This window comes from Streptomyces sp. NPDC102462 (assembly GCF_044765425.1).
GTDB lineage: Bacteria > Actinomycetota > Actinomycetes > Streptomycetales > Streptomycetaceae > Streptomyces.
The window spans coordinates 25,649-50,611 of record NZ_JBIWKB010000021.1 but is presented as its reverse complement, the minus strand read 5'-3'; the positions used below and the strand labels follow the sequence as shown (position 1 = coordinate 50,611).

General features: G+C 69.1%; 26 protein-coding genes. 20 read left to right on the top strand and 6 right to left on the bottom strand.

Annotated features, from left to right (window positions below):
• The first annotated feature begins 2 nt into the window (after nt 1-2).
• The 9 genes from ACIRFL_RS19740 to ACIRFL_RS19700 all read left to right on the top strand — a co-directional run bounded on the left by ACIRFL_RS19740 (nt 3) and on the right by ACIRFL_RS19700 (nt 9,454).
• Nucleotides 3-509, top strand: coding sequence for a hypothetical protein (locus ACIRFL_RS19740; RefSeq protein ID WP_404029953.1), 507 nt, complete (start codon nt 3-5; stop codon nt 507-509).
• Nucleotides 510-520: 11 nt separating this feature from the next.
• On the top strand, nt 521-997 hold the full coding sequence (locus tag ACIRFL_RS19735; RefSeq protein WP_404029951.1) for a hypothetical protein: 477 nt from the start codon (nt 521-523) through the stop codon (nt 995-997).
• Nucleotides 998-1,139: 142 nt separating this feature from the next.
• Complete coding sequence (locus ACIRFL_RS19730; protein ID WP_404029949.1) at nt 1,140-4,277, top strand: hypothetical protein; 3,138 nt, start codon at nt 1,140-1,142, stop codon at nt 4,275-4,277.
• A gap of 17 nt (nt 4,278-4,294) precedes the next feature.
• Nucleotides 4,295-7,051 (top strand): carbohydrate binding domain-containing protein, encoded by a 2,757-nt coding sequence (locus tag ACIRFL_RS19725; protein WP_404029947.1) that lies wholly within the window; start codon nt 4,295-4,297, stop codon nt 7,049-7,051.
• Between the two features lie 11 nt (nt 7,052-7,062).
• Nucleotides 7,063-7,500 carry a hypothetical protein gene (locus ACIRFL_RS19720; RefSeq protein ID WP_404029945.1) on the top strand — a complete coding sequence of 146 codons (438 nt, stop codon included), beginning with the start codon at nt 7,063-7,065 and terminating at the stop codon, nt 7,498-7,500.
• Nucleotides 7,501-7,504: 4 nt separating this feature from the next.
• Nucleotides 7,505-8,014 carry a hypothetical protein gene (locus ACIRFL_RS19715; RefSeq protein ID WP_404029943.1) on the top strand — a complete coding sequence of 170 codons (510 nt, stop codon included), beginning with the start codon at nt 7,505-7,507 and terminating at the stop codon, nt 8,012-8,014.
• Nucleotides 8,015-8,075: 61 nt separating this feature from the next.
• A complete protein-coding gene (locus ACIRFL_RS19710) occupies nt 8,076-8,966 on the top strand; it encodes an N-acetylmuramoyl-L-alanine amidase (RefSeq protein WP_404029941.1) in 891 nt (296 codons plus the stop codon).
• 3 nt (nt 8,967-8,969) lie between these two features.
• On the top strand, nt 8,970-9,200 hold the full coding sequence (locus ACIRFL_RS19705) for a hypothetical protein (RefSeq protein WP_404029940.1): 231 nt from the start codon (nt 8,970-8,972) through the stop codon (nt 9,198-9,200).
• Nucleotides 9,197-9,454, top strand: coding sequence for a hypothetical protein (locus ACIRFL_RS19700; RefSeq protein ID WP_358906548.1), 258 nt, complete (start codon nt 9,197-9,199; stop codon nt 9,452-9,454). Before ACIRFL_RS19705 ends, ACIRFL_RS19700 begins: the two co-directional genes overlap by 4 nt.
• 55 nt (nt 9,455-9,509) lie before the next feature.
• Here ACIRFL_RS19700 and ACIRFL_RS19695 read toward each other — a convergent pair whose 3' ends face one another.
• From ACIRFL_RS19695 to ACIRFL_RS19685, 3 genes are read right to left on the bottom strand one after another with little or no spacing between them, the layout of a single operon-like run.
• A complete protein-coding gene (locus ACIRFL_RS19695; protein ID WP_404029938.1) occupies nt 9,510-10,364 on the bottom strand; it encodes a helix-turn-helix domain-containing protein in 855 nt (284 codons plus the stop codon).
• Between the two features lie 27 nt (nt 10,365-10,391).
• Nucleotides 10,392-10,919: a DUF6879 family protein gene (locus ACIRFL_RS19690; RefSeq protein WP_404029936.1), complete on the bottom strand. Its 528-nt coding sequence runs from the start codon at nt 10,917-10,919 to the stop codon at nt 10,392-10,394.
• Nucleotides 10,891-11,151 carry a hypothetical protein gene (locus tag ACIRFL_RS19685; RefSeq protein ID WP_404029934.1) on the bottom strand — a complete coding sequence of 87 codons (261 nt, stop codon included), beginning with the start codon at nt 11,149-11,151 and terminating at the stop codon, nt 10,891-10,893. The genes ACIRFL_RS19690 and ACIRFL_RS19685 overlap by 29 nt, the downstream gene beginning before the upstream one ends.
• Nucleotides 11,152-11,381: 230 nt before the next feature.
• Between ACIRFL_RS19685 and ACIRFL_RS19680 the strand changes: the two genes are divergently transcribed.
• Together ACIRFL_RS19680 and ACIRFL_RS19675 are read left to right on the top strand one after the other, a co-directional pair.
• Nucleotides 11,382-11,579 (top strand): hypothetical protein, encoded by a 198-nt coding sequence (locus ACIRFL_RS19680; RefSeq protein WP_404029932.1) that lies wholly within the window; start codon nt 11,382-11,384, stop codon nt 11,577-11,579.
• The gene (locus ACIRFL_RS19675; protein WP_404029931.1) at nt 11,576-11,878 is read left to right on the top strand and encodes a hypothetical protein; all 303 of its coding nucleotides are present in this window, start codon (nt 11,576-11,578) and stop codon (nt 11,876-11,878) included. The genes ACIRFL_RS19680 and ACIRFL_RS19675 overlap by 4 nt, the downstream gene beginning before the upstream one ends.
• Before the next feature lie 82 nt (nt 11,879-11,960).
• Here the strand turns inward: ACIRFL_RS19675 and ACIRFL_RS19670 are convergent, their stop codons facing one another.
• Nucleotides 11,961-12,188, bottom strand: a complete 228-nt coding sequence (locus ACIRFL_RS19670; RefSeq protein ID WP_404029929.1) for a helix-turn-helix domain-containing protein — start codon at nt 12,186-12,188, stop codon at nt 11,961-11,963.
• A gap of 1,294 nt (nt 12,189-13,482) precedes the next feature.
• Nucleotides 13,483-14,328, bottom strand: a complete 846-nt coding sequence (locus ACIRFL_RS19665) for an enoyl-CoA hydratase/isomerase family protein (RefSeq protein WP_404030112.1) — start codon at nt 14,326-14,328, stop codon at nt 13,483-13,485.
• Between the two features lie 334 nt (nt 14,329-14,662).
• Here ACIRFL_RS19665 and ACIRFL_RS19660 point away from each other — a divergent pair, with 334 nt between their 5' ends.
• The 9 genes from ACIRFL_RS19660 (at nt 14,663) to ACIRFL_RS19620 (ending at nt 24,091) form a co-directional block, all read left to right on the top strand.
• Nucleotides 14,663-15,718, top strand: a complete 1,056-nt coding sequence (locus ACIRFL_RS19660; RefSeq protein WP_404029927.1) for an Lrp/AsnC family transcriptional regulator — start codon at nt 14,663-14,665, stop codon at nt 15,716-15,718.
• A 51-nt stretch (nt 15,719-15,769) separates the two neighbouring features.
• On the top strand, nt 15,770-17,173 hold the full coding sequence (locus ACIRFL_RS19655) for an L-serine ammonia-lyase (protein WP_404029926.1): 1,404 nt from the start codon (nt 15,770-15,772) through the stop codon (nt 17,171-17,173).
• A 62-nt stretch (nt 17,174-17,235) separates the two neighbouring features.
• Nucleotides 17,236-18,447 (top strand): amidohydrolase family protein, encoded by a 1,212-nt coding sequence (locus ACIRFL_RS19650; protein ID WP_404029924.1) that lies wholly within the window; start codon nt 17,236-17,238, stop codon nt 18,445-18,447.
• 12 nt (nt 18,448-18,459) lie between these two features.
• Nucleotides 18,460-19,023 (top strand): carboxymuconolactone decarboxylase family protein, encoded by a 564-nt coding sequence (locus tag ACIRFL_RS19645; RefSeq protein ID WP_404029922.1) that lies wholly within the window; start codon nt 18,460-18,462, stop codon nt 19,021-19,023.
• Between the two features lie 255 nt (nt 19,024-19,278).
• The gene (locus tag ACIRFL_RS19640; RefSeq protein WP_404029921.1) at nt 19,279-19,806 is read left to right on the top strand and encodes a hypothetical protein; all 528 of its coding nucleotides are present in this window, start codon (nt 19,279-19,281) and stop codon (nt 19,804-19,806) included.
• A gap of 178 nt (nt 19,807-19,984) precedes the next feature.
• On the top strand, nt 19,985-20,254 hold the full coding sequence (locus tag ACIRFL_RS19635; RefSeq protein WP_404029919.1) for a type II toxin-antitoxin system Phd/YefM family antitoxin: 270 nt from the start codon (nt 19,985-19,987) through the stop codon (nt 20,252-20,254).
• Nucleotides 20,244-20,702 (top strand): type II toxin-antitoxin system VapC family toxin, encoded by a 459-nt coding sequence (locus ACIRFL_RS19630; RefSeq protein ID WP_404029917.1) that lies wholly within the window; start codon nt 20,244-20,246, stop codon nt 20,700-20,702. The genes ACIRFL_RS19635 and ACIRFL_RS19630 overlap by 11 nt, the downstream gene beginning before the upstream one ends.
• 368 nt (nt 20,703-21,070) lie before the next feature.
• Nucleotides 21,071-21,658, top strand: coding sequence for a hypothetical protein (locus ACIRFL_RS19625; RefSeq protein WP_404029916.1), 588 nt, complete (start codon nt 21,071-21,073; stop codon nt 21,656-21,658).
• A 291-nt stretch (nt 21,659-21,949) separates the two neighbouring features.
• Entirely contained in the window at nt 21,950-24,091 is a 2,142-nt protein-coding gene (locus tag ACIRFL_RS19620) for an ATP-binding protein (protein ID WP_404029914.1), read from the top strand.
• Here ACIRFL_RS19620 and ACIRFL_RS19615 read toward each other — a convergent pair.
• Nucleotides 24,001-24,600, bottom strand: coding sequence for a hypothetical protein (locus ACIRFL_RS19615; protein ID WP_404029912.1), 600 nt, complete (start codon nt 24,598-24,600; stop codon nt 24,001-24,003). The two genes, ACIRFL_RS19620 and ACIRFL_RS19615, sit on opposite strands and share 91 nt — an antisense overlap.
• Nucleotides 24,601-24,963: the final 363 nt, after the last annotated feature.

The window sequence follows — 24,963 nt, the reverse complement described above, 5'->3', positions numbered from 1 at the left end:
TCATGCCCCGTGACGTGCGGCTCCTCAACACCGGCAGCCTGCTCGAACTCTCGCGGCGCCTGCGCGCTGCCGGTGGAGAGAACATCCGCCAGTCGATGCACCGCCGGATCCGGCGCGCCGCCGAGCCGCTGCGCGACGACCTCAAGGACACGATCCGCGGCCTGGACATCCGCGGCCAGGGCCGCAGCGCTCGCCCCGGCGGACCGTCGCCGAACAGCCGGCCCCTGCGGGAGACGATCGCCGATGCGATCCGCATCAGCGTCCGCACCGGGAGCAGTCCGGGCGCCACCGTGTGGATCGACAAGGGCCGTATGCCGCCCGACATGAAGAACATCCCCGCCCACCTGAACAACGGCCGCCTGCGGCACCCGGTGTTCGGCAACCGGCGGCGCTGGGTCAACCAGTACGCCTCCCCGCCCTGGTGGGACACCACCGTCCGCAAGCACCGCCAGCGCATGGAGTCCGAGGTCGCCCGGGTCCTCGACGACGTGCGCCGCCGCCTCGAATAGGAGCCACCCCTGTGATCATCGAATACACCCATGACGGCGGCGAGCCGCAGCGGTTCGACGCCGGCCGCCTGCGCGCCTCCGAGATCCAGGTCATCGAGCGGACCGCTGACGGCCGCTGGAGCGACATCAAGGCCGGCCTGCGGGACGGCGAGGTCAACGCCATGCGCACGGTCGCCTGGGTCATCAAGAAGCGCCTGGAGCCGACGCTCAGGTTCGCCGACTTCGACCCGTTCGAGGACGAGCTGCGGGTGCTGCTCGACGCGCGTGAGGTCCGCGGCTACGCCGAGGGCATCGTCGCCAGATACGGGGCCAACCCGGAGGAGCTGGCCGAGGCGTTCGACGAGCTGCGCGACGTGGCCGCCGACCGTGAGGCGTGCGAGCAGGCCATCGCCGACGTGACGGCCCCAAAAGACCCGGCGCCCACCCCCGCCCCCAAGCCGCAGGAGGGGCCGCTGCCGGAGGCGGAACCTTCACCGAGCGACGGCTGACCTACCTGCCGCTGTTCGGCCTCTACCTGCACTACACCGCGCGGGACGTCGACGACCTCACCGAAGAAGAGTTCGACCTGCTCACCGCCTGGATCGACAGCCACGAGGCCCAGCTGCGGGCCCAGTCCTCGGGAGGTGAGTGATGGCCGGCTCCCAGCGTCTGCGGTTCATCCTCGACGGCGACGACCGGCTCTCGCGCGTCCTCAACCACGCCGGTGACAGCAGCGCCCGTCTGCACCGCCGTCTCAACGACGACATGGACGGCAACAGCCGGGCCGTCAACGGTTTCATCCAGTCCGCCGACGGCCGCCTGCGCGACCTGCGCGGCCGGTTCCTGTCCGTGGCCGACGCCTCCCGGATGATGGCGGGCGGCATGCCCGACGTGCGCCGCCGCCTCGACGACGTGGCCGGGGCGGGCAGCAGCGCCGCTGCATCGCTCGGCCAGTCCGGCGGCGGCCTTGGCGGCGTGATGCTCGGCGTGGCCGCAGCCGCGGGCCTGTCGCTGCTGCCCATGCTCGGCGCCCTGGTCCCCGCCCTGGTGGGTGCTGGCGTCGCGGCGGGCACCCTGAAGCTCGGGTTCTCCGGGATCGGGGACGCGCTGGAGGCGCAGACCAAGGGGCAGAAGGAGTACGCCGAGGCCCTGAAGAAACTCCCCAAGCCTGCCCAGGACTTCACGAAAGCCCTGGTCGGGGTCAAGAAGGAGTTCTCCGGGATCGGCAAGGACATCCAGCGCGCGATGCTGCCCGGCTTCACCAAAGCGGTGAAGGACGCCGCCCCGGTGGTGAAGATCCTCGGCAAGGCCATGACCGAGATGGGCGGCCAGTTCGGGAAGGCCGCCGAGGGCGTCGGCCGGCTCCTGAAGGACTCCGGGTTCCAGGACACGCTGCAGACCAACCTCCGGCTGGGCGCCGTGTTCGTGAAGGACATGACGACCGGCGTCGGCCAGCTCACCCGCAGCCTGCTCGACTTCGGCGCCGCCTCGGGCCCGACCCTCAAGGCCCTGTCGTCGGGGCTGTCCGGGCTGCTCGGCAAAGGCCTGCCCGCCATGTTCGGCGGACTGAAGACCGGCATCCCCGGCACGGCCAAGATGCTGGACGGCCTGTTCTCCCTGATCAACAACCTGCTCGGCGGACTCGGCCGCCTGTCCGGCGAGTTCGGCCGCACCCTCGGCCCCGTCTTCGGCCAGACCCTCAAGATCACCGGCGGTCTCATCGCGGGCACCATGGACACCATCCGCGGCGCCATGATCCTGCTGCGGCCCGTCTTCCAGGACATCGCCTACGGCTTCAAGAGCATCAACAGCTTCGCGAAGATCGTCGGCCCTACGCTGGCGGACCTGGGCAGCTCGATCGTCACGGCGTTTCTGCCGGTGGGGAAGTCCGTCAACGATGCGGCCGGGCCGCTGCAACGCCTGAACCAGGCGATCGCCGACAACAAGATCGGCATCCTGGAGGGCGCCCGCGCCTTCAGCGCCGCGATGCTCGACATGGTGGGTGCCGGCGTCGCGGCAGCACCCCCACTCCTCAAGGCGTTCACCGTCGTGTCCATCGGCATCCTGAACGCGATCGGTGTCGCGGTGAGCGGAAGCGCGAAGCTCTTCGGCTGGGTGCCCGGCATCGGCGGCAAGTTGAAGGCCGCGAACAAGGCGTTCGAGGACTTCAAGAAGGGCTACACCCAGAGCCTGGGCAGCGCCGTCAAGGCGGCGAACGACTTCGCTCTGACGACGGTACCGAAGCTGTCGGCGGGCAAGCTGAAGCTGAACATCGACAACTGGCAGCAGCAGATCGAGACGGCCAAAGCCAAGCTGAAGACGGTGCCCCCGTCGAAGCGGGCCGCGCTGAAGGCCACGATCAAGGACTTGCAGGCCAAGGTCGCCGAGGCCCGGCGGCAACTGAACAACCTCGACGGGAAGACGGCCACCACCCGCATCCTCACCATCCGGGAGACCCGCGCCGTCTACAGCAGCGTGGGCCGTCCCAGCAAGGGTGAGGGCGGCGTCTCGAAGTACGCCAGCGGTGGCACGCCCGAGCGGGGCGAGCTGGCCATGGTCGGCGAGAAGGGGCCCGAGCTGGTCGTGTTCGGCCAGGCCGCCCGCGTCTTCGACGCCAAGACCACGAAGTCGCTCCTGAGCGGCACGGTCGGCGCGGGCCGGGCCGCCGGGCAGGGGCTGGCCGCGGGGCTCGGGTCGACGAGCGGCGTGTACGCGGCGGCGCGGGTGATGGCCAGCGCGGTCACGGCCGGCATCCGGGACGAGATGGAGATCCGCTCCCCGTCGAAGAAGACGAAGGCGCTCGCCGCGGACATCGGCAAGGGCCTGATCGTCGGGCTGACCGGCACCCGGGAGAAGATCAAGGCCACGGCGAAAGACCTGGTCAAGGACATCAAGACGGCCTTCTCCGGGAAGAAGGAGTCCAGCCTCGTCGCCTACGTCAACAAGCAGACGGACAAGCTGCTGGACGCGGCGAAGAAGCGCGACAAGGTCGCGGCGAGGATCGCCGAGGCGAAGCAGTACGCATCGGCGACGACGGCGACGGCTCGCCAGCAGGCGGGCCTGTCCAGCCTGGGGATGTCCCCGGAGGAGGTCACGGCCGGCGGTATCAAGGCGGGCCTGCAGTCCAAGCTGGCGCAGATCAAGCAGTTCTCGAAGTACATCAGCACGCTGGCCAAGCGGGGGCTGAACAAGGGGCTGCTGCGGCAGATCCTCGACATGGGCCCGGTCGACGGGTACGCCTACGCGTCCGCGCTCGCCGGCGCGGACAAGGCCACCCTGGCGTCGATCAACAGCACCCAGAAGCAGATCACGGACCAGACCGGCATCCTCGGCCGCAAGGGCGCCGACATCCTCTACGACAGCGGCAAGAACGCCAGCAAGGGGTTCCTCACGGGTCTTCTCTCCCAGGAGAAGAACCTGGAGAAGACCATGGAGAAGCTGGCCAAGTCCATGCAGAAGGCCCTCCGCACGGCCCTCGGCATCAAGTCGCCGGCGACCAAGGTGGTGCCCGACGGGATCAACACCGCCCGCGGTGTGGCCAAGGGCGTCCTTGACGGGCTGCCCTTCATCGACCGGGCCATGGACACCGTGGCGGGCCGGATCACCGGTCGGGTGGCCGCCACGCGGCCTGTGGTGGGGCGGCCCGCGGTGGCGGCCGGCGGTGCAGCAGCGCAGATCAACATCACGATCCAGGGGGCTGTCGACCCGTACTCCACAGCCCGCGAGATAGAGAAGATCCTGGCCAAGTACCGGCGCGGGCGCGGCGGGGCCTCCTACAGCTTCGCGTAGACCAAGGAGGTAGACAGGTGTCGCTGGTGGTGGAGATGGGCTGGGGCGGTCTGGTGCAGGCCCCCGAGACCATTACGTGGACGGACATCACCCCCTACGTCGACGTCAGCAAGTCTGGGGTGACGATCACTCGGGGCGCGGCCGACGAGCAGGCCGAGACGCAGCCCGGCACGGCCACGCTCTTCCTCGACAACGAGGACGGCCGGTTCACGGCGGGCAACGCCGCCAGCCCCTACTACCCGTTCGTGCGGCGCAACGCGCCGATCCGGATCCAGGTCGTCACGACGGCGAAGAACTTCGTCACCAACCCGAACTTCGCCGACACCGCGGGCTGGGAGCTGGGCAGTGACGCGTCGACCTCGTTCGCCCTGTCGATGGTGCGGGCGCAGTTTGGCACCCAGTCCCTGCTGGTCACCTGGGGCGGCACCTTCAACAACAACCCGACCTTCGAGGTGGATGCGTCGTCGTGGTCCGGGAACACCGGCACGATTGCCCGGGTCAGCACGCAGGCGCACTCCGGATCGTGGTCGCTGCAGGTCACCCCGAACGGCACCAGTCCGAGTCCGCGCGCGGAGTCCGAGAAGTTCCCGCTGTCGGCCGGCAGCACCTTCCGGGCGCAGGGCTGGATGCGCTGCGTCTCGTCCCGGCGGGTCGGCCTGAACGTCAACTGGTACGACGCCAGCGGCACATTCATGTCGACCAGCTTCAACATCCAGAACATCGTCGCGAACACGTGGACGTTCTACAGCGGCACGTTCACCCCGCCGGCCGGGGCCGCGTTCGCGCAGCTGGCCCCGACGGTGCACGACACCCCGCCGGTCACGGACCTGATGTTCGTCGACGACGTGCGGTTCCTGGCCTCGCCCGGCACCGAGTTCCCCGCTGTCGGTACGACGCTGCGGGGGCTGACCATCGGCCGGCAGTACACCGCGTCGGCCTACGTGTGGGTGCCCGCCGGCTCGCGCCCGGTGTGCCTGTTCGTCGTCGGCATCGACAACGCCGGGAGCCCTTCCACCACCGTCGACGCCTGGCAGCGGATCACCTACACCTTCACCGCGACATCGACCTCGCACACCCTGCAGCTCATCCCGACGGGGAATCCGCAGTTCGGCAGGCAGGTCTGGCTGGATGCCGTGCAGGTCGAGGAAGGCGGCACGGCCACAGCGTTCGACGGCCGTGGCGCCAGGGTCCATGACCGGTTCTGGGGCATGGTCAACGAGTGGCCGGTGGGCTGGGAGGGCCTGGTCTCCACCGTGCAGATCACGTGCACGGACCTGTTCAAGCGGCTCAACAAGCTGCCCGCCCTGCGGTCCATGCTCGCCGAGGAAATTCTCGTCCAGGCACCGATGGTGTACTACCCACTCAGCGAGGACAGCACATCGAACAGCGCCGGCGACATCGGCGGCAACGGCGCCCCCTCGCTCGCCATCACCCAGGCCGGCGCTGGCGGCACGCTCACCCTCGCCACCGCGGCCGGACCGCCGGAGACCGGCGAGCAGACGCCGGTGTTCACACCGTCGACGGCGACCGCGGGCAAGTGGCTGTCCGCCGATCTGGGCCCGCAGTACGAAGGCACCTTCTACCGCTGCTACGAGGCGTTCTTCCAGACCACGACCACCGGCCGCTGCATCCTGGGCATCCACTCCACCGACCTGGTCTACCAGCACCTGCTGTCCATCGGACCGGGCGGAAACCTCCAGATCGAATGGACATCCGACCAGACCACGACGATGACCACGGAGACGGTCAGCGGACCCACCACGCTCGCGGACGGCAACTGGCACCACGTCGTGTATGACCAGCGCGAGGGGAAGGTGTGGATCGACGGCGTACTGGTCGACTCCACGCTGGCCGTTCCCCGCGGCTTCAACCAGCGGGTGCTGCACGTGGGCGGCTACCGGGGCACCCGCCTGTGGAGCGGCAGCATCGCGCACGCCGTGGTCTACCAGACCGACACCACGTCGGCCGGACCGACGGCCGCCACCCACTACGACGCCGGCATGACCGGCCACGCGGGCGAGACCGCCGACGTGCGGATCCAGCGGCTGGCCAGCTACACCGGTATCCCCTCGGTGACGCTCTGGGGCAGCACGTTCGACCCGATCGCCTCCCAAGGGCCCGGCGGCTCCAGCGTGGTGGCCCGGATGCGGGAGGTCGAATCCACCGAGTCCGCGCGCCTGTTCGCCGAACGGGACTGGTACGGCCTCGCCTTCCAGTCCCGGGACATCCGCTACAACCCCGACCCGGCCAGCGAGATCTTCACCATCGACTACGCCGACCTGGAAACCCGGAGTGTCGAACTGGCCGACGACGACCAGAAGCTGATCAACAGCCTCGACGCCTCCCGCCCCGGCGGCGCCACACAACGGGTGACCTCGCCGGAATCGATCCGGAACAACGGCATCTACGACCCTGGCGTCCTGTCCATCCTCAAGACCTCCGACAACAAGGTGTTGGACGCCGCGAACTGGCGGGTCTCCCGCTACGCCGACCCGGCGCCGGAACTGCGCGAGGTACCGATCGAGGCGTACACGATGCCCTACTACGCGGACATCCTCGACGCCGAGATCAGCAACTACTTCACGGTGTTCAACATGCCGCCGCAGTCGCCGGCACCCGCGATGCGCGTCACCGTCGAGGGCTACACCGAGACGATCAAAGAGGCATCACACCTGATCCAGTTCCACTGCTCGTCGTCCCTCACCGACTCAGTGTGGGTCCTCGACGACCCCGTGTACTCGGTGCTGGACACCAGCACTCGCCTCGCCTACTGAAAGGGGACGCCGTGCCCATTGCCGTGGTGCGCGCCGAGACGTTCTACCAGCCGCCGTACCCGCAGCCCGCCGACGCGTGGGCCGACGTGCCCGCCGCCGAACTGGTGTGGAAGTGGATCGAGTACCGGATGGGCCGGCGAGCCACCCCACCCGAAGACACCGTCGCCGACGTCTACTTCGCACGGATCAACCAGAACCGGTGGATCGCCGACTGCAGCAGCTGCGGCTCCGCCGCGGTGGTCTCCCCCACAGATCCGCGGTACGCGTGCACCGAATGCGAGTGGGGATGGTGCGCGCTCGTCTTCCCCGCCGACGTCGCCGCCGTCGAGGCCGGCCTGATGGGTCTGAAGCCTGGGTTCAGGAACTGGTGGAACGACGACGATCCGGCCAACCCCAACCGGCAGCCGGACCCCCTGCCCGACCCCGGGCCCATGAGCAGCGAGAGGTGACCCGGTGACTTTCGCACCACGTACCTGGGTCGTCGGCGAAGTCGTCTCCGCCGCGATCATGAACCAGGAGATCCGTGACCAGTGGAACAGCGTCCTCGGCGCCTGGACCACCTACACACCGGCCCTCGGATCCGCCGGCACCGCGCCCGTCCTGGGCAACGGCGTCCTGAACGGCCAGTACATGCGGATCGGCCGGATCGTCCACATGTCCCTCGTGCTCACCGTCGGCTCCACCACTGTCTTCGGCAGCGGCAACCTCAACTTCAGCCTGCCCGCGGCCGTGTCGTCCGCCGCATCCGGCGCAGTCCTCAACGCCAGCGTCAGCAAGTCGGGCACCCCGAACTTCATCATGGGGGCCGCGCCGCTGAGCAACAACGGCACCACCACCGGGACGATCTGGTTCGCATCGCCCAGCGTCGCCGGCGACTGGGACGCCTGGACCACCTCCACCCCCTGGACCCTCGCGGCCGGAGACGTCGTCCGCATCTGGGGCAACTACCAGTCCGCCCCCTGACCCGCCCCTCCCGCCCGCCCCGCGCCGCCCGGCCCGGGGTTTCGTCATGTCTGGAGCACGCATGGCCACACCGCTCACCGCAGACCGGATCGTCGCCGCCCTCAAAGCGGAGGGCGTAACCGTCGCCGAGCACGCCGGATGGCGCACCCACAACCGCAACTCGGTGGGCGCCTGGGGGCCAGTGAACGGAATCCTCATCCACCACACCGCCGGAACATCCAGTCTCGGCATCGTCTACTCCGGCCGCTCCGACCTGCCCGGCCCGCTCGCGCACACCCACCTGAGCAAGAAGGGCGTCGCGACGATGGTGTCGGCCGGCCGCGCGAACCACGCCGGGAAGGCCGCGAAGAACGCGTTCAACGCACTGGTCGCCGAATCGTCCACGCACCCGAAGCCAGCCGCCAGCTCGGGCACCGTCGACGGCAACGCGCACCTGTACGGCATCGAGATCGAGAACCGCGGCGACGGTAAGGACCCCTACCCCGCCGCCCAGTACGACGCCGCGGTCCGCTGGGCCGCCGCACTGTGCCGCGCCCACGGCTGGAGTGCCGACTCGGTAGCCGGCCACAAGGAGACGTCGATCGAGGGGAAGGTCGACCCCTCCTTCGGCATGGACGCCTTCCGCGCAAAGGTCGACGAACGCCTCCAGCATCCCGCCAGCTGGAACCCCAGCAGCAGTACCGACGAACCCGAGGAAGACGACGTGACGCTCACCGCCGCTGACATCGACAAGGTAGCTACCGCCGTTGTGGCCAAGCTCCTGGCCGGGGACTCCCTGGTCCGGGAGATCTGGCTCACGGACAACGTGGTGAAGAACCCGAACCCAGCCACCGCGAAGGCCAACGGGTACATCGCCCCCGCGACCGGCCTGAACAACATCGAGATCGTGACGCGCAGGACCGAGACGAAGCTCGACGCCATGCTCGCCGCCCTGCAGACCAAGGAGGCATGACCCATGAAGGACACCTCCAAGCGCACGGCGCGCACCGTCCTGCAGACCACGGTGGGTGTCGCTGTGGCGCTGCCCGGGATCGTGGACGCCTCCGGTGTCCCGGCCTCCCTGCCGTGGGTGGCTGGCGCCCTGGCGGTGGCCGGCGGTCTCGCCCGGGTGATGGCGCTGCCGTCTGTGCAGCTGCTGCTGCCGTCGTGGCTGCGCACCGACGACACGGCGGGAGCACGCGAGTGACCACCACCCCAGACCCGGGCGTCTACATATCGCCGGCGCAGATGTACCAGGAGCTGAGATCCCTGAGCGACGGACTGACCCGGGTAGAGACCAAGCTCGACACCATCGGCCAGGGCCTGACCGAGGTTGGGAAGGACGTCGCTGATCACGAGTCTCGGATCCGGACCCTGGAGCACACGGTGTGGCGGGCGATGGGCGGCGCGGCCGTCCTCGGCACGGCCGGCGGCGTCCTCGCCCAGTACCTTCTCCGCTGACACGATTGCGGCCCGCTCTCCTCCGGGAGGGCGGGCCGCTTTCGTGCGTTCAGGGTCAGGGCAGCGCTTCGATCGCCTTGAGGATCAGGGCGCGAGCGTCGGCCCCGTACACGGCCATGCCACGCAGTTGCTCGAACGCCTTCAGGTACAGAGCGATTTCTGAGGGCTGCGTGATGTTCACCTCCGCCGACAGGAACTCCACCGACACGAGGCTGTCGTCGTACATGTGGAACGTCTCGATGGGCCACTGAGGACGCGCCCGAGTCGCCATCGGGATGATGCCCAGCGACACCTGTGGCAGCGCGCCAGCGGTCAGCAGGTAGCCGAGCTGGGCGGCCATGGCGTCCTCGTCGCCCAGCTGGGAGTACAAGACGGACTCCTCGATGAGCATGACGAACCGGTGCCCTGATTCGTGGATGACCCGGGAACGTTCGACGCGGGCGGCTGCGGCCTCGGCGCCGTCGTTGACGGGGATGCCGCGGAAGTCGGCGATGCTGCTCAACAGGGCGGCCGCATAACCCTCCGTCTGCAGGAGCCCGGGGACCATCGTCGAGGAGTAGATCCGGAACAGGCGGGTCTCGTGGAAGAACTGGACGACGCTGTCCTGCAGCTGCTTCATCCCGCGCCGCACCTGGTGCCGCCACTCGCGGTACAGGGACTCCGCGTTAAGCGACTGGGTGACCAGGTCCTCCGACTGGTCGGCGGCCCCGCAGGCGGCAGCCCAGGCCCGTATGTCCTTGGCGGTCGGGGCGGTGATGGCGTTTTCGACACGGGATGTCTTCGAGTGGTGCCAGCCGCACCGGTCGGCCAGCTCCACCACCGTCAGCCCGGCGCTCTTGCGGAGGTTGCGCAGCCGCAACGCGACGACCTGGCGCGCGGCCTGAGCAGACGAGGATGGAGAGATGGGCATGTGAGCTGGCCTGTCCGGTGCGTGCTGTCAGTGGATCTCGTACTGCTCGTGCGGAATGGCGTGGGACCACACGGCCTCGAACGCCTCGGTGCACAGCTTGGCCGCGGCTGGGTCGTCGGTGATCTCCTCGCCGGTCGACGACCCATCGCCGGCGAAGTGGTTCCAGTGGATCCAGCGCTCGTCGAAGAGCCAGAAGTCGTTGCCCGGCAGGGCGATGCCGGATGCCCGGCGTCGCGGCAGCCACCGCACCTGCTCGCCCGCCGCGACGTTGGTGAACGTGCCGTCGTACAGGAAGCGCGTGTACTCGCTGACCGGCTCCGAGACGATGCGCGCCCGGCGCACGACGACGCCGCGTGCCACGGTCTCCTGGATGAGGTCGAGCCAGGGCCGCCACCAGGAGGCGCGGTCCGCCGGGTCGTGGCGGAACCCTGCCCGCCACTGGGCGAACGGGCCCTCCTCGTAGTCGACGGCGTATGAGTCCCGCATTTCGAGGTGCACGGCTGAGCGCGTGCAGCCCGCGATCAGCTCATCGAAGTCCGGAACGCTCGACGACATTGCATGCCTCCCTGATCATGTGCACCATCCTGGCGGGGATACGGATCACTGCCTCGCCCTCGGGGATTCCCCGCGCGTGGCCCGGCACCTCGAACGCCGCGCATTCCGCCTCCAGGTCGGGCCCCGCCTCCCAACCCTGGAAGACGAACTCCTTCTTTTCCTGGTCGACCCACACGGTAGGGCTCTGCTTGTCCCCGGTGTTTTGGTCGATGCCGATGAACAGTAGCGCCACGGCTGCCTCCGTCGATGAGTTGTGCAGTTGTGTGCAACACAGTCATCTCTTCTGTCTAGCCGGTCAAGGGTGCAAAGCAGCCAACACCCATGCCGGGCATGAGCCGTGAGCAGATCTGCACATTGCTGGCTGTGGCTATGTGCACGCTCCTAGCGTCGGCAGGCACGACGAAACCCCGGCGAGGCGGCGGGCCTCCCGGGGCACGGTCAACGCCGCTGAGGAGCGTCGACATGGCAGAGACTACGCAGACCGAGCCCACCCCCGACACCCCCACCGCCTACGGCTGGTGCACCTGGCACAAAGGCGCCGCCGACGGCATCCGGCTGATCAGCGCGATCGAGCAGGGCTCCGGACCCGGGGTGAGCCTGTTCGCCTGCGGCCCCTGCCGCGACCTGTACGGCCTGGTCCCGCTCACCGACCGCCCGTGAACCCCGCCTTCGCGAACGCGGTCGAGATGCTGCCCATGCCGCGCACCGAGTTCACGGCCGCGCAGCTCGACGGCACCGCATGCCCCTGGTGCGCACGACCGCCCGAGATACCGCTGGGCCCGCGGCTCCGCGTGGCAGAGGGACGCCTGGACCGCTGGTTCCCGCACTCCTGCCTGCCGTGCGCTCAGAGGGAGGCCGCGCGGGTGCACGCGGTCCACGTCACGGTGTGCCCGCGGTGCACGCACCGCGACTACTGCATGGACGCGCGCGCCCTGCGCCGCCTCGCGCTGGCGCCCTGAGACCGCCGCCCGCCCCTGGCCGGCGGGCGGCACCAGGCCCCGGCCGGACGCCGATCCGGCCGGGGCCGGAAACCGTGGCAGGTCACCGCACAAGGTCTGCGAGCGGCACGGCTAAAGCCCTGGCAATCCGCAGCAGGTGCACGTACTTGATGCCCTCGCCCGCCTCCACGCGCTGGATGGTCGAACGGCCCAGCTCGGCGCGTTCGGCGAGGGCTTCTTGGCTGAGGTTGGCGTGCTCGCGTGCCTGGCGGATGCGGACGCCCTGCCGCTGGCAGGCGGCGCGGATCCACTCGGGCTGGTCGTCGGGCACCCGTCCACGCTCAGGGCCTGGTGATCTTCTGTCAGCATCAGAAGTGATGCATTTTGGGATCTTGAGGAAGGGGGGTAAGTGAGATCTGTGGTCAGGGGCAGGCGTCTTCGCGCGAGGTGCGCCGTTCCGCCCAGATGGCGGAGCCCCGGCCTCAGCCGCCCCCGTGCCCACCAGGGCCGGGGGCGGTGCCATGCTCACGGCGAAAGGTCTCGGCCGAACTCACCGAATCTCAGACCAAGCGCCTTTCGTCAGACCGCTTAGGCCCCACCTGCAAAAACGCAGGTGCGTACATCGCTAAACCTCGAATACCTTCTAAGCGCTTGGCCGCAGGTTCGAGTCCTGCCGGGGGCGCCAGTCACCACCCTCCCACCAGAGGGCATTCCCGCAGGTCAGATGGGGTACGCGCCGGATTTGCAGGTTGATCAGGCCGAGGGCACCGACCCTGCCGAGTTCCGGCTGACACCGGCTGAACCCGAGTCTCTACGGGTATCCGTCCCCCATGCTTCCCCCGGAAATCGCACCCCTGCATCCCCGGGCGGAGCCTTCAGCCACACAAGCGGTCCGTGAACCATCACCATGGGCCACGGACCGCTACACAACGCTACCGAGAGGCGCTGGACCGCACCGTGCCGGCAAAAGGGGAAATCGGCACTACTCCCGCCGTTACCGCGCGGACCGCCTCGATGCGGCGTTCAGCCATCCCGTCAGGCAGGTATGACGGCAGTCGTGAACGCGCTTTCCTGCGGGGGATGTGTACTCGTACGGCCTAAGCACCGCCTTGCGCGACCCCATACGCGTCTGTACTGCCCGTTCCTCAAGGTCACGCTCCGCGTGCACATCGCCGGGCAAGGCTCATGATGCGTCGATTCCGCGTCACCGAGCCGGCTGCCGCGCTCTTACCGCTCAGGAGTGTGCCCAGGGCGGTGACCACCGACACGGCCCTCTCTGTGTCCTCCCAGGCCGACACCCCAGTCAAGGAGCACCCGGACCTCTTCGGGCAGCGCGGAGGTACGCCGCTTGGAGTTGAAGGCATACTCCCGCAAAGCACTGCGCACATCCCGGGGGTCAAGGCCCGAGCACGGCCTGGCCCGACGCCCCGCACCCCCCGGCTTCCCGGATCTCGCCGGCGAGGGGCTGTCGCCGACAAGCGCGGCGCTCAGGGGCCGGCGCGTCCAGACAGCCGGCGCTCGCCTGAAACCGACTCGCCATCCGACAACACCCCGAGGAGATCAGTGGACAAGTGTCGGCCGCCGTCCGTGACGGCGGCCGACAGCCTGCTTCGTCCCTCAGGTTCTCACCACACTTTGCGTGAGCGCGCCTCGACGACCAGGTCGGGGTCGGGAACCTTTCGCTTGGCAGCGACGGTGGCGAGCATCTGTTGCGAGAAGTGGAAACCGAAGTCTTCGGCAACGAGCTTGCGCCAGGGGCGAGACACGATGTTGTGGGTTGCCCAGCGAGCGAACCGCGGGCGCTTCATGATGTCGCCTGCGATCGCCCACGCCTTCGGCAGGAGCTCCTCACGCGGAAGTACGTCGCTGACGAGCCCGTAGTCGAGTGCTTTCCGCGCGGGGATGGAGCGGCCACTGTAGATGTCGTAGGCCGCCCGCTTCGTGCCCATCAGGTGCTGCAGGGCGAGCGAGAGTCCGTCTCCCGGCGCGGTGCCCGCCATGAAGTGCGGGTCCATGAAGTCTGCGTCTTCCGCGGCCAGAGTGATGTCGCAGAGTAGCGCGAACTCGGTGTGGATCCCGGGACCGTTTACCGCCGCGATCGTCGGGATGTCGAGGTTGTTGACGAAGTTCTCGATCAGCTTCCACGCATCGATGGTCTGCTGAAAGATGTAGTCGGGCTCCTCGTCGACGATGGGCCGCGGCCACGTCTCCTCGGGATCGCCCCGGAACCAGGTCTCGCCGGTGCCGGTCAGGATGAGGACATGGTTGTCGGGGTCGTTGCCCACGTCCTGCCACACCCGGTTCCACGCGTTGTGGGCGGCCCAGTTGTGGATGTACGGACCGCCGTCGGTGTGGAGCCGAAGCTCGATGATCCCGTTCTCCCTGCGCATCTTGAAGAAGGCGGCGTACTTCTCTGAGTACTCCTCAAATGCGGTCGGTGGAACGTGGCCTTCCCACCGGGGGTCTGACATGGTCGCCAAGGTCGTCCTCCTTCGTCAGCGCCGGGATACCGACGCTCTCGCACTAATGCGAAGATCATTACTCCGCGAGGAGGCGGCATGACCGGCAACGCAGGAAAAATACCCAGAAACAGACCGCGGTGAAGTTTGACGGCAGGCGGGCGCGCCCTTCTGCCGCAATTCGGCCAGCGTCACGAGCTCCACGCCGGCACTCAAAGGGCATCGCGAGTCGCGGCGTCTGGAATCTCCGCACGGAGCCACGTCAGGATGCTTCGGCACACTGCACTTGAACAACCACATGCCCGCCGAAACATCAACCTTTTCCCGTGACATGGAGTCAAGTCTTATGAGTCATTTGGACGAGAGCCGGCAGGACTACGACCTCGATGAGCTCGATCGGCGGCTCATCCATGCCCTCCAGATCAACCCGCGAGCACGCTGGGCTGCGCTGGCGCCGATTATCGGGGTCGACGCGGTCACCCTCGCCCGGCGCTGGGAACGCATCGTCGAGGCTGGCATCGCATGGGTGTCCGGACATCCCGGCCCAGAGCTGAGAGGGCCGTCGGCCATACTGGAAATCGAAGCCCACCCTGCCGCCATGCTCGGTCTCGCACAGGAGATCTCCGCGGACAGTGAAGCGTTCACGGTGGACCTCACGGCCGGGGGACGCGAGATGCTCGTGCTGGTGGCCACATCCAGCATGGATGCCCTCACGGAGTATTTGATGATGCGGGTACCGAAACTCGACGGGATTCGGGCGACCCGGGCCCATTTGTTCACGGCACCCTTCGTGCACGGAGGTCAGTGGCGTCTTCGCTCCCTGTCAGCCGAGGAGATCGCTGCGGTGGAGCGGACCATCGAGGTCAGGCGATCCCCGAGGAGCCGCGTCGACTCTCGGCTGGAAGACCAACTCCTTCGCCTCCTGGGACCGGACGGCAGGGCGACAGTGGCTTTCCTGGCGAGGACCGTCGGCGTGGGCCAACGTCGGGTACGGGATGCGGTTGCGGCCATGACTGCACAAGGGCGGTTGGACACCCGCCTGGATATGGCAAAAGCGCAATCAGGCCGGCCGGTTCATGCGTGGTACTTCCTCCGTGTCCCTGCCGCGCTCGTGCAGCGCGTCGGGTCGGTGCTCACGCGTATCGGCGAGATCCGCCTCGCGGTTTCAACTGTCGGACAGTACAACCTCATCCTCGCCGTGTGGTTGCCGACGCTGGCTGACGTGCAGCGGTTCGAGGCCGTCATCGAGGAGAAACTCCCCGGTGTCAGCATCGCCGATCGTTCCGTCGTGCTGCGCACGGTCAAGAAGGAAGGACACCGCCTCGATGCCCATGGGCACGCCACTGGCGAATTCAGCCCTCTACTGACCAATATGTCTCAGCCAAAGCCGTCTTTCGAGTGAAATCCTGCAACAGGCCGAGGCCATTACACGCGCGGACTACCGTCCTGCTTCATGACCACTTCGACAGCTCCTGTCGGTGTCTTCGACCTGTTCACTATCGGGATTGGGCCCTCAAGTTCGCACACGGTCGGACCGATGAAGGCAGCCGCCGCCTTTGCGAAGGACCTGCGACGAGCGGGCACGGCGGACCGCGTCGAATCATTGCGCGTGGAGATATTTGGCTCGCTCGCCGCGACCGGACGCGGGCACGGCACGTTCACCGCAGTGCTTCTCGGCTTGGATGGTGCGGAATCAGCCAGGATCGACTCCGGCGAAGTGGAGCGAAGACTGGCGGACATCACGGCATCCGGCACGGTGAGCCTCGGCGCAGGGCAACGAATACCCTGCCGGATCGAGGACTTCGTGCTGCGACCGTTGACTGTACGGCCGCGCCACACGAACGCGTTGACGCTCACGGCATACGGCCATGCCGGCGTTGTTGTTCGATCGGACACGTACTACTCCGTCGGTGGCGGGTTCATTGTCCGCGACGGCGACGAGGAGCGCCCCTCCGGCGTGCAATCGACGTCGGTTCCACACCCGTTCCGCACGGCGGCGGAGTTGCTCGCTGTCTGCGACAAGACAGGTTCCCGCATCAGCGAAGTGATACGCGCCAACGAACTCGCAGGGCGGTCGAGCGCCGACCTCAACCAGGGATTGCGAGAACTATGGCAAACGATGCAAACATGCGTCACCTCGGCCGTATCGCGCACAGGGGTACTCCCTGGTGGCCTCGGTGTCCGTCGGCGAGCCGGTGCATGGGCGTCGCGATTGGACCGCGAGGACCCCGAGCGCAGTGACCAATACTGGCAAGAGCGTGTCAATTTCATCGCGTTGGCAGTGAATGAGGAGAACGCCAGCGGCGGCCGCGTCGTGACCGCACCGACCAACGGTGCGGCCGGCATCATCCCCGCCGTACTGTTTTACGCCTTGAACTACACGGCTGCCGGCAGGGGCGCCGACGACGATTCACGCAACGACATCGTCGAGAGGTTTCTGCTCACCGCCACGGCGGTGGGCAGCCTCTGCAAGGCCAACGCCTCGATCTCCGGTGCCGAGGTGGGTTGTCAAGGTGAGGTTGGCTCCGCGTCGGCGATGGCTGCGGCCGGACTGACCGAGATCCTCGGTGGCACCCCACGCCAGGTGGAGAACGCCGCCGAGATCGCGCTGGAACACAATCTCGGGCTGACCTGTGATCCCGTTGCCGGCCTCGTACAGGTGCCCTGCATAGAACGCAACGCGATCGCTTCGGTGAAAGCGATCAACGCCGCGCGAATGGCGCTCTGGGGCGACGGCAACCATCACGTCTCTTTGGACCAGGTCATCGCCACCATGCGTGAGACCGGCGCAGACATGAACCACAAGTACAAGGAGACGGCCCTGGGCGGGCTGGCCGTCAACGTTGTCGAGTGCTGAAGCCGCGTCGGACACCCCCCGCGCCCAAACTGCGCGGTCGAACATTCATGAAATGAGGAGCAATGACAATCCGCACAGTCTTCAAGAATGGGACCGTCTTCGACGGAACCGCAGCAGGCACGGCCGACCTCGTCATCGAAGGCCGCCACGTCGTCGATGTCGGGACCGATCTGGACGGCGATCATGTTGTGGACTGCTCTGGAATGTCGGTCCTCCCCGGGCTGTTCGACTGCCACGTGCACGTGATGACCCGAGACTTCAACCTCGCACGCGCCGAACAACAAGCCTTCTCCCTGCAGTATTACGAAGCAAAGCGCAACCTGTCGCTCCTGCTCGACCAAGGCATCACCTCTGCCCGAGATGCCGCAGGCGCAGACCTAGGGGTGAAGCAGGCGATCGCGCAGGAACTCATCGAAGGACCGCGACTGCAGATCGCGATCTCGATGCTGTCCCAAACGGGCGGGCACGGCGATGTCCATCTCCCCTCGGGAGGTCATCGATCGATCCCGATGATGACGGCACACCCCGGACGGCCCAACCCGATCGTCGACGGCCCGGACGGAGTACGGCGAGGAGTTCGTGAAGTCCTGCGCGCGGGAGCCGACGCAGTCAAGATCGCCACCACCGGCGGAGTCATGTCTCCAGGTGACAATCCCCGCCACGCCCACTTTCGCGCCGACGAGCTAGCGGTGATCGTCGCCGAAGCCGCCGCGGCCGACACCTACGTATTCGCCCACGCGCAGGGGACCGAGGGGATCAAGGCAGCCTTGCGGGCCGGCGTCCGTTCCATCGAACACGGCTACTATCTGGACGACGAAGCAGTCGACCTCATGCTCGAGCGTGGCGCCTGGCTCGTTCCCACGCTGTCAGCAACACGCGCCATCATTGACGCCGCTGACAGCGGCATACCGATCCCGGAGGAGAACGCCAGCCTTGCCCGTGAGGCCGTCGAAGCTCATCAAGCGAGCTTCGCACTCGCCGTCCAGGCGGGAGTGAAGATCGCCATGGGGACCGACAGCCCTCCCTACTGGAGCCCGGCAGCGAGCAACCTCAGAGAACTCGCTCTGATGGTGAACTCCTCATCGATGTCCGCGCTGGATGCCTGGCGCGCCACGACGTCGAGCCCGGCCGAACTCCTTCGATTCGACACCGCCGGAAAGTTGGCAGCCGGCAAGCTCGCGGATGTGGTCGTCATCGCGGGCAGTCTGTCCGATCTCGACGACCTTCGCGGCCGGGTCCGTCAGGTGTGGCTCGACGGCACGCAGGTACGGTGACGCGTTGTGCGCATGCCCTCGATCAAGCCCGGCGAACTGACAGCCGAGCAGCGCTCGCTCGACGGTCACGTCCGACAGCTCATGGCCGGGTTGCCCGCGCCGTTTACCTCGACTGATCCCGACGGCGCGCTGATCGGCCCGTTCCCGGTGATGCTCCGCTTTCCCGGGCTCGCCCGCCCGCTGCTGGAGTGGTTCACGGTCGGCACCGGTGCCTCAGTACTGCCCGCCCGGGTGCGCGAGGTTGCGATTCTCACCACGGGCTCGCGGTATGCCGCGGCCTACGAGCTGTACTCGCACTCCCGGGTCGCGCTCGACGTCGGTCTGCCGGAGGACATCATCGAGGGCCTGGTCGCGGGGCAGCGCCCGGCAGGCATGACCGCCGAGGAAACGGTCGCTCACGATGTGGCTGCCCGGCTGCACAGCGGCGCGCCTTTGCCGGGAGCGCTTTACCGAGCCGCAGTCCGCACCTTCGGCGACTCCGGTACGGCTGAACTCGTCTTCCTCGTCGCGCAGTACGCCGCCATCTCGGCGATCCTCAATGCGTACGACGTGCCACTGCCGCCCGACGGCGACTGACTCTGCGTCAGCGAGCCCTGGGACGGCAGACCGGGTGTCCGCCGCTTCCCTCCGGTGCGGCTGACACACTCCGGCGCTGTTTTCGACGGGTTTGTCAGCCTGCCCGCGCTTTCCGTCTGACTTGTGGGCCGTCGGCGATCTTCAAGCGTCCTGCCGTGTTTGGTGCTTTCGTCAGGATCGCGGCGGATGGCGGGAGCCTGCCGGGCGTCCGGATCCGGGGATGCTGGACTTGATGCACCGGCGGTCTCGCGGAGCGTGCGCGGTCACGTCCACACCGGCGAGGCGGACAAGGGCATCGCCTCGTACGAAACTTCCGTCTCCGACCGTATGTGGCACCTCCGCCTCACCAGCACAACGCCCGCGACAGTGCTGGAAACCCTCCTCATCACACTCGGCACGGCCGATGCCTGGGAGTCCGCTCTCGGCAGTCCGGTCACCGAGAAGACCGTCACCACCGCCACCCGGCCCCTCACGGACGCCGGATGGAAACACAAGGTGGCGGACGGACGCTGGATCCGCTGGGAGGCCTCCGACGGAGCCGCCGGCATCCAGTTCGACACCTCCGCCCCACTCCTGGCCGACCTCACGATCGCCGACGAAACCGGCCGACGCACCCCCACCATCCCAGACCCCACACCCCGCCGCCCCCCACCACACAGACCAGCCGAACCCGCTGAACACTCCATCACGAGGCGCACACCGCCGACGACTGCCTCAGTCCAGCCCGCAAGCTCTGCCGAGTATCCGGCACCCGCGAACCACGCGAGCCTGTCCGCGGCATGAACGCGCAGGTCAGTGCGGTGGTGGAATGCGCTTGGCCGCAGGTTCGAGTCCTGCCGGGGGCGCATACAGCCTCTCACCTGCCCCAACGCGTGAGGGGCTTTTTCATGTCCGGATACAGAAGCCACACCGGGAACACGGCGTAGCACCGGGTAGCACACCTTCGCTATCGTGGACAGCCATGACTGCGCAGCCAGAGATCACTCAGCGCGATCTGCGCACCCGTTCCAAAGAGATCATGGACGCCGTCCAGGGGGGACAGGCGTTCACCGTCACCCGCGACGGGCACCGTGTCGGCGAGCTGATCCCGCTCCGCCGCCGTCGCCGCTTCGTTCCCCGTGCCGAGTTCGCGGCCATGTCACGCACCGCCCCTGACATCTCGCTGGACGCCTTCCGCGACGACCAGGACGCCGTCGTCGAGCGGGACTTGGACGACCCGTATGCCCGTTGAGCACGAGCAGGGCCTGCTCGACACCAACATCATGATCTTGCGCCGGTGGATCGACGCCGACGAGCTGCCCGCCGAGATGGCCATCAGCACCATCACCCTCGCGGAACTGTCCGCGGGCCCCCACCAGGCACGCGGCGGCGACGAGCAGAGCGACTACGACGAACACGCCGAGCGGGCCCGCCGGATGGACGTCCTGCAGCGCGCCGAGAACGAGTTCGACCCCATCCCCTTCGACGTGGAGGCCGCCCGCATCTACGGCAGAATCTGCGCCGCCGTCGTCTCCGCGGGCCGCAAGCCCCGTCGCCGTGTGGCCGCCCTGATGATCGCCTCCATCGCGGCCGCCGAGGAACTACCCCTCTTCACCACCAACCCCGACGACTTCAAGGGCCTCGACGACTTGCTCACCATCGTGCCCGTGACCCGGCCCGAGATCCTGCACGACCGGTAGCACCGGGCGGGAGCGACCGCCACGGCGCGACCGTGTCGATCCGGCCGGCATCGGCGGGCGGCGCGCTCCCGCGTCCGGGTACCGCGGGGGCCCTGCCTACGGTTCCGGCGCCGTTGCGAGCCGGGGCGGTTCCCAGCCGGCGGCACCGGCACACTGGTGCCCGTCCACTCAGCGACCTGGGCCGGCCGGGACGTCGATGTGCGACCACCGGGTGAGGCAGGTGGGAGGGCGGTCATGGATGCGTCCGCCTGCGGGAGATTCGTAGTCGAATGGCGTAAGCACCGCCTCGCGCGCCTTGTCCCCCAGCGACGTCCGGGGGGCCGCGGGATCGGCCGGGTATCCTCCTGGCCGCCCTTTGGAAGTCGACCGTGCAGTACCGTCGTCTGGGCCGTTCCGGCCTTTCGGTGTCGCTGGGGAACTTCGTCATGGTCCACTTGGTCGCGCGGGCTTCGGGCGTCGGATGTTCTCTGGCCGCGTCGGTACTCCTTCTCACCGCCTGCACCTCGGGCAGCGAGGGCGACGAGGCGGCGAAGGCGTCGCCGCCCACCGCGCCGAGCGCGTCTCATACGTCCGCCGGGCCGTCCGAGCAGCAGCTCGCCGATCGGGCCCAGGCCGCCCTGGCCGCCTTCCCCGACGGCGAGATGGTCGCAGCCGGCTCGGAGCGCGTCAGTGACGGCATCCACACCGAGCCCGCCTTGAGCGCGGGCAGGACCTACCGGCTCAGCCTGATCTGCTTCGGCAGCGGCAGCGCGCGCCTCGCCATGACGCCCGCGAACACCACAGCAAGCACCGTGGCACCAGAAAGCACACAGACACCGGAGAGCGCGCAGACACCGGTCCCCTGCGACCAGTCGGTGGTCCAGCAGCGCATCACGGTGCACAAGCCCGTGCGCATCGACGTCAACAGCACCAAGGGTTCGAGCGGCGGGATCGCCTGGCGGATCGACGCCGTCTGATTCGGCCGAATCCGAGCGCTCCTGGCGTGCTGTGCGATGAGCAGCCGGTGACGAGCCCCGTCGTCCCGGCCGCGCCTGCCGCCATGGCGGTGTGGGCCCAGGCCGCGCTTCCGCCTCCGAGAGTGCCGTAGGAGCCGGCGTCGGGCCGAGGCGGGACGTCGCCACGCGCCTGTGGACGGTGCGTCGCTCGGCCAACCTCCGGCGCTGTTGTCCGGGCGCATGGGTATCGACTACGTGTACGGAAAGGCTCCATCCCAGGAACCGGTACTTACCGCGGCTTAGGGGGCAGCAGTGCGGGGCCATGAGCTCTCGGCACGGAACGAGTTGAGCGGCACGGTACACGGCGCGGCCGTCCAGGCAGGAGCGGTGTACGGCGGCATTCACATCGCCGCCGAGCCGGGTGCCGCCCGTCGGACGCCCTGGCAGTTGCCGCCGTCCGTGCACATGGTCGACAGGTCCCGGGAGCTGGCGGCGCTGGAGCGGCACCGGGTCCGTGCCGCGCGGGAGGAGCGGCCCGCGCTGACCGCGGTGAGCGGCCTGGGCGGGGTCGGGAAGACCGCCCTCGCGCTGCGCTGGCTGCACACGCTGCGCCCGCACTTCCCGGGCGGCCAGCTGCACGCGGACCTGGGCGCCCAGGCGCCGGGCGGTCCTGCGCTTCCGGAAGAGGTGCTGGGACGCTTTCTGCGGGCCCTGGGCGTCCCCGCGCAGCAGGTGCCGTCGGCGCTCGCCGAACGGACCGCGCTGTACCGGTCGTTGACCGCGGACCTGGGTCTCGTCGTGCTGCTCGACGACGCGGCGACCGCGGCGCAGGTGCGCCCCCTGCTGCCCGGAAACGGCAATGTGACGGCGGTGACCAGCCGCCACCGTCTGCCCGGACTGACCGTCGACGGCTGTTTTCCGGTCCATCTGGAGTCGCTGGCGCCCGAGGCCGCCGTGGAACTGCTCGCGGACACCCTGGCCGACGGGCGGGTGGCCGAACAGCCCGACGACGCACGCACCTTGGTCGAGCTGTGCGCGGGCCTGCCGCTGGCCGTCCGGGTCGCCGGCGCCCGGCTCGCGGCCCGGCCGGGGCGGCGGATCACGACGATGGTCAGCGCCCTCACCGAGGAGCGCGACCGGCTGGAGGCCCTGGCCATCGACGGCGACCACGATGTGCGCGCGGCCCTGGATCTGTCGTACCGGGCCCTGCCGCGGCCGGCCGTCCTGCTGTACCGGCGCCTGGGGCTGCACCCCGCCGCGGAGTTCGGCAGTCCGGTGGCGGAGGCGGTCCTCGCCGGCGAGTGGGACGCGGCGGAGCTGCTGGAGACGCTGCACGACGCGAGCCTGCTCTTCGACGCCGGAGAGGGACGGCACCGCTTCCACGATCTCGTACGTCTGCACGCCACCGCGAAAGCGACGGAGGAGGAAACCCCGCAGGACAGGGCGCTGATCCTGCGCCGTATCGCCGACCACTATCTGGCGAGCGCCACGCGCGCCGAGGAGATCATCGACCCGCAGCACCGCACGATGGCCCGGGACTACGGGCCCGGACCGGTGGTCACCGCGGACGTCGGCGACGACGCCGAAGCGGCCCTGGACTGGCTGGAGCGGGAGCTGCCCAGTCTGATGGCGGTGATCCGCCGGTCACGCTCCGCGGGTTTCCCGACCGTCGGCTGGCAGCTCGCCGACGCGATGTGGCCCCTCTTCCTGCGGCGCAAGTTCTACGACGACTGGCAGGCGGCGCACGACGAAGGTCTTGCGGCGGCAGCGGAACTCGGGGACACGGCGGCGGAGTGCCGGATGCTCACCTCGGGTGGGATCGGACACCTCGGTTCCGGGAACCACGCACGCGCCCTGGAGATGTTCGAACGCGCGGCGCGGCTGTTTCTGCGGCGCGGGGACCGGCTCGGCCAGGCCCGCACCCTCAACTACCGGGGGCTCGCGCTCCAGCGGCTGGGCCGTCCGGCCGAGGCCGCCGACCTGTTCCGGCGCGCCGCCGCGGAGCTGCCGGCGTGCGGCGACCGGCGGGCCGGGGCCCTGGCGCGGCTGAACCTCGCCGATGTCACGCTGTCCGCGGGGCAGCCCGAAGCGGCGGTGCAGCACGCCCGTGCCGCACACGCCACGCTTCGCGACGCGGGCGATCCGTACAACGCCGCCCGCGCGACCACGCTCCTCGGCCGCGCCCACCTGCGTCTGGACCGACTCGATCAGGCGGACGAGGAGCTGGCCGCCGCGCTGGCGGCACTGCGCGGCATGGCCGCGCACTACGAGATGGCCCGCGCGGTGGCCGGGCTGGCCGAGGTCGCCGAGCGGCGCGGGCAGACCCGCGCCGCCCGGGACGGTTACCGTGAGGCGCTGGACCTCTACTCCTCCGTGGGCCGTTCGCAGTCGGAGGAAGCGGAGTCCGCGAGGCGCCGGCTGCGGCGGCTGGCGGGCGGTACGTCCGAGACCTGACCGCGCAGGAGGCACAGCCGGGCCGACCCGAACTCCGCGGCGGGCAGCCCGACCACCAGCCAGGCGTGGGCCAGAGAGGCGAGCGTCCCCCATGTCTCCGCCGGCTGCCCGGGCCCACGGGCTTCCAGTTCCAGGACGGTTCCGTCCGGGCCGAGCCGCAGCCAGCAGCGGCGGCCGTGGTGCACCGCCACCACCAGGGCGCCGGGATGGGACAGCGCGGTCTCGGCGGCGCGTGTCGCTCCCGCGCCGGGCCCGACCAGGACGTCGCCGAGCGCAGCCCACCGCTTTTCCGCCGGAAGGCTGACGCGCACATGCTCGTCCACGGTCACGGACCCGGCCTCGATCCCGGCCCCGTTCCCGGAGTGCGGATTCAGCAGCACGGTACGGACCCGGAGCGGACCCCTGCCGAGATCGCGTACGGAACCGGACGACTCCACACCCCAGAACACCACCGAACGGGAGATCCCGGTCTGGGACTTGGCCGGGCTGAAGGTCCCCGTCCAGGACACGGCCGACCCGGAGACCCCCGCCCAGTGCCCCGCCGGGCTGGCGGCCCCGGTCCGGGACCCCGCCCAACCGGAAGCCCCCACCCGGGACCCCGCCGGACTGGGAGCCCCCGCCCGGGACACAGCCGTGCGTACGGCCCCCGCCCGGGACCCCGCCGAACCGGAAGCCCCGGTCCGGGACCCCGCCGGGCTGGCGGCCCCCGCCCGGGACACAGCCGTGCGTATGGCCCCCACCCGAGGCCCCGCCTGGCTGGAGGCCCCCGCCCGCGGCCCCGCCGGGCTGGCGGCCCCCGCCCGGGACACAGCCGTGCGTATGGCCCCCACCCGAGGCCCCGCCTGGCTGGAGGCCCCCGCCCGCGGCCCCGC

Coding starts and splice junctions, on each gene's coding strand:
- ACIRFL_RS19740 (WP_404029953.1), top strand. CDS start 3: ATGCCCCGTGACGTGCGGCTCCTCAACACCGGCAGCCTGCTCGAACTC.
- ACIRFL_RS19730 (WP_404029949.1), top strand. CDS start 1,140: ATGGCCGGCTCCCAGCGTCTGCGGTTCATCCTCGACGGCGACGACCGG.
- ACIRFL_RS19710 (WP_404029941.1), top strand. CDS start 8,076: ATGGCCACACCGCTCACCGCAGACCGGATCGTCGCCGCCCTCAAAGCG.
- ACIRFL_RS19705 (WP_404029940.1), top strand. CDS start 8,970: ATGAAGGACACCTCCAAGCGCACGGCGCGCACCGTCCTGCAGACCACG.
- ACIRFL_RS19695 (WP_404029938.1), bottom strand. CDS start 10,364: ATGCCCATCTCTCCATCCTCGTCTGCTCAGGCCGCGCGCCAGGTCGTC.
- ACIRFL_RS19690 (WP_404029936.1), bottom strand. CDS start 10,919: ATGTCGTCGAGCGTTCCGGACTTCGATGAGCTGATCGCGGGCTGCACG.
- ACIRFL_RS19680 (WP_404029932.1), top strand. CDS start 11,382: ATGGCAGAGACTACGCAGACCGAGCCCACCCCCGACACCCCCACCGCC.
- ACIRFL_RS19665 (WP_404030112.1), bottom strand. CDS start 14,328: ATGTCAGACCCCCGGTGGGAAGGCCACGTTCCACCGACCGCATTTGAG.
- ACIRFL_RS19660 (WP_404029927.1), top strand. CDS start 14,663: ATGAGTCATTTGGACGAGAGCCGGCAGGACTACGACCTCGATGAGCTC.
- ACIRFL_RS19655 (WP_404029926.1), top strand. CDS start 15,770: ATGACCACTTCGACAGCTCCTGTCGGTGTCTTCGACCTGTTCACTATC.
- ACIRFL_RS19650 (WP_404029924.1), top strand. CDS start 17,236: ATGACAATCCGCACAGTCTTCAAGAATGGGACCGTCTTCGACGGAACC.
- ACIRFL_RS19645 (WP_404029922.1), top strand. CDS start 18,460: ATGCCCTCGATCAAGCCCGGCGAACTGACAGCCGAGCAGCGCTCGCTC.
- ACIRFL_RS19635 (WP_404029919.1), top strand. CDS start 19,985: ATGACTGCGCAGCCAGAGATCACTCAGCGCGATCTGCGCACCCGTTCC.
- ACIRFL_RS19630 (WP_404029917.1), top strand. CDS start 20,244: ATGCCCGTTGAGCACGAGCAGGGCCTGCTCGACACCAACATCATGATC.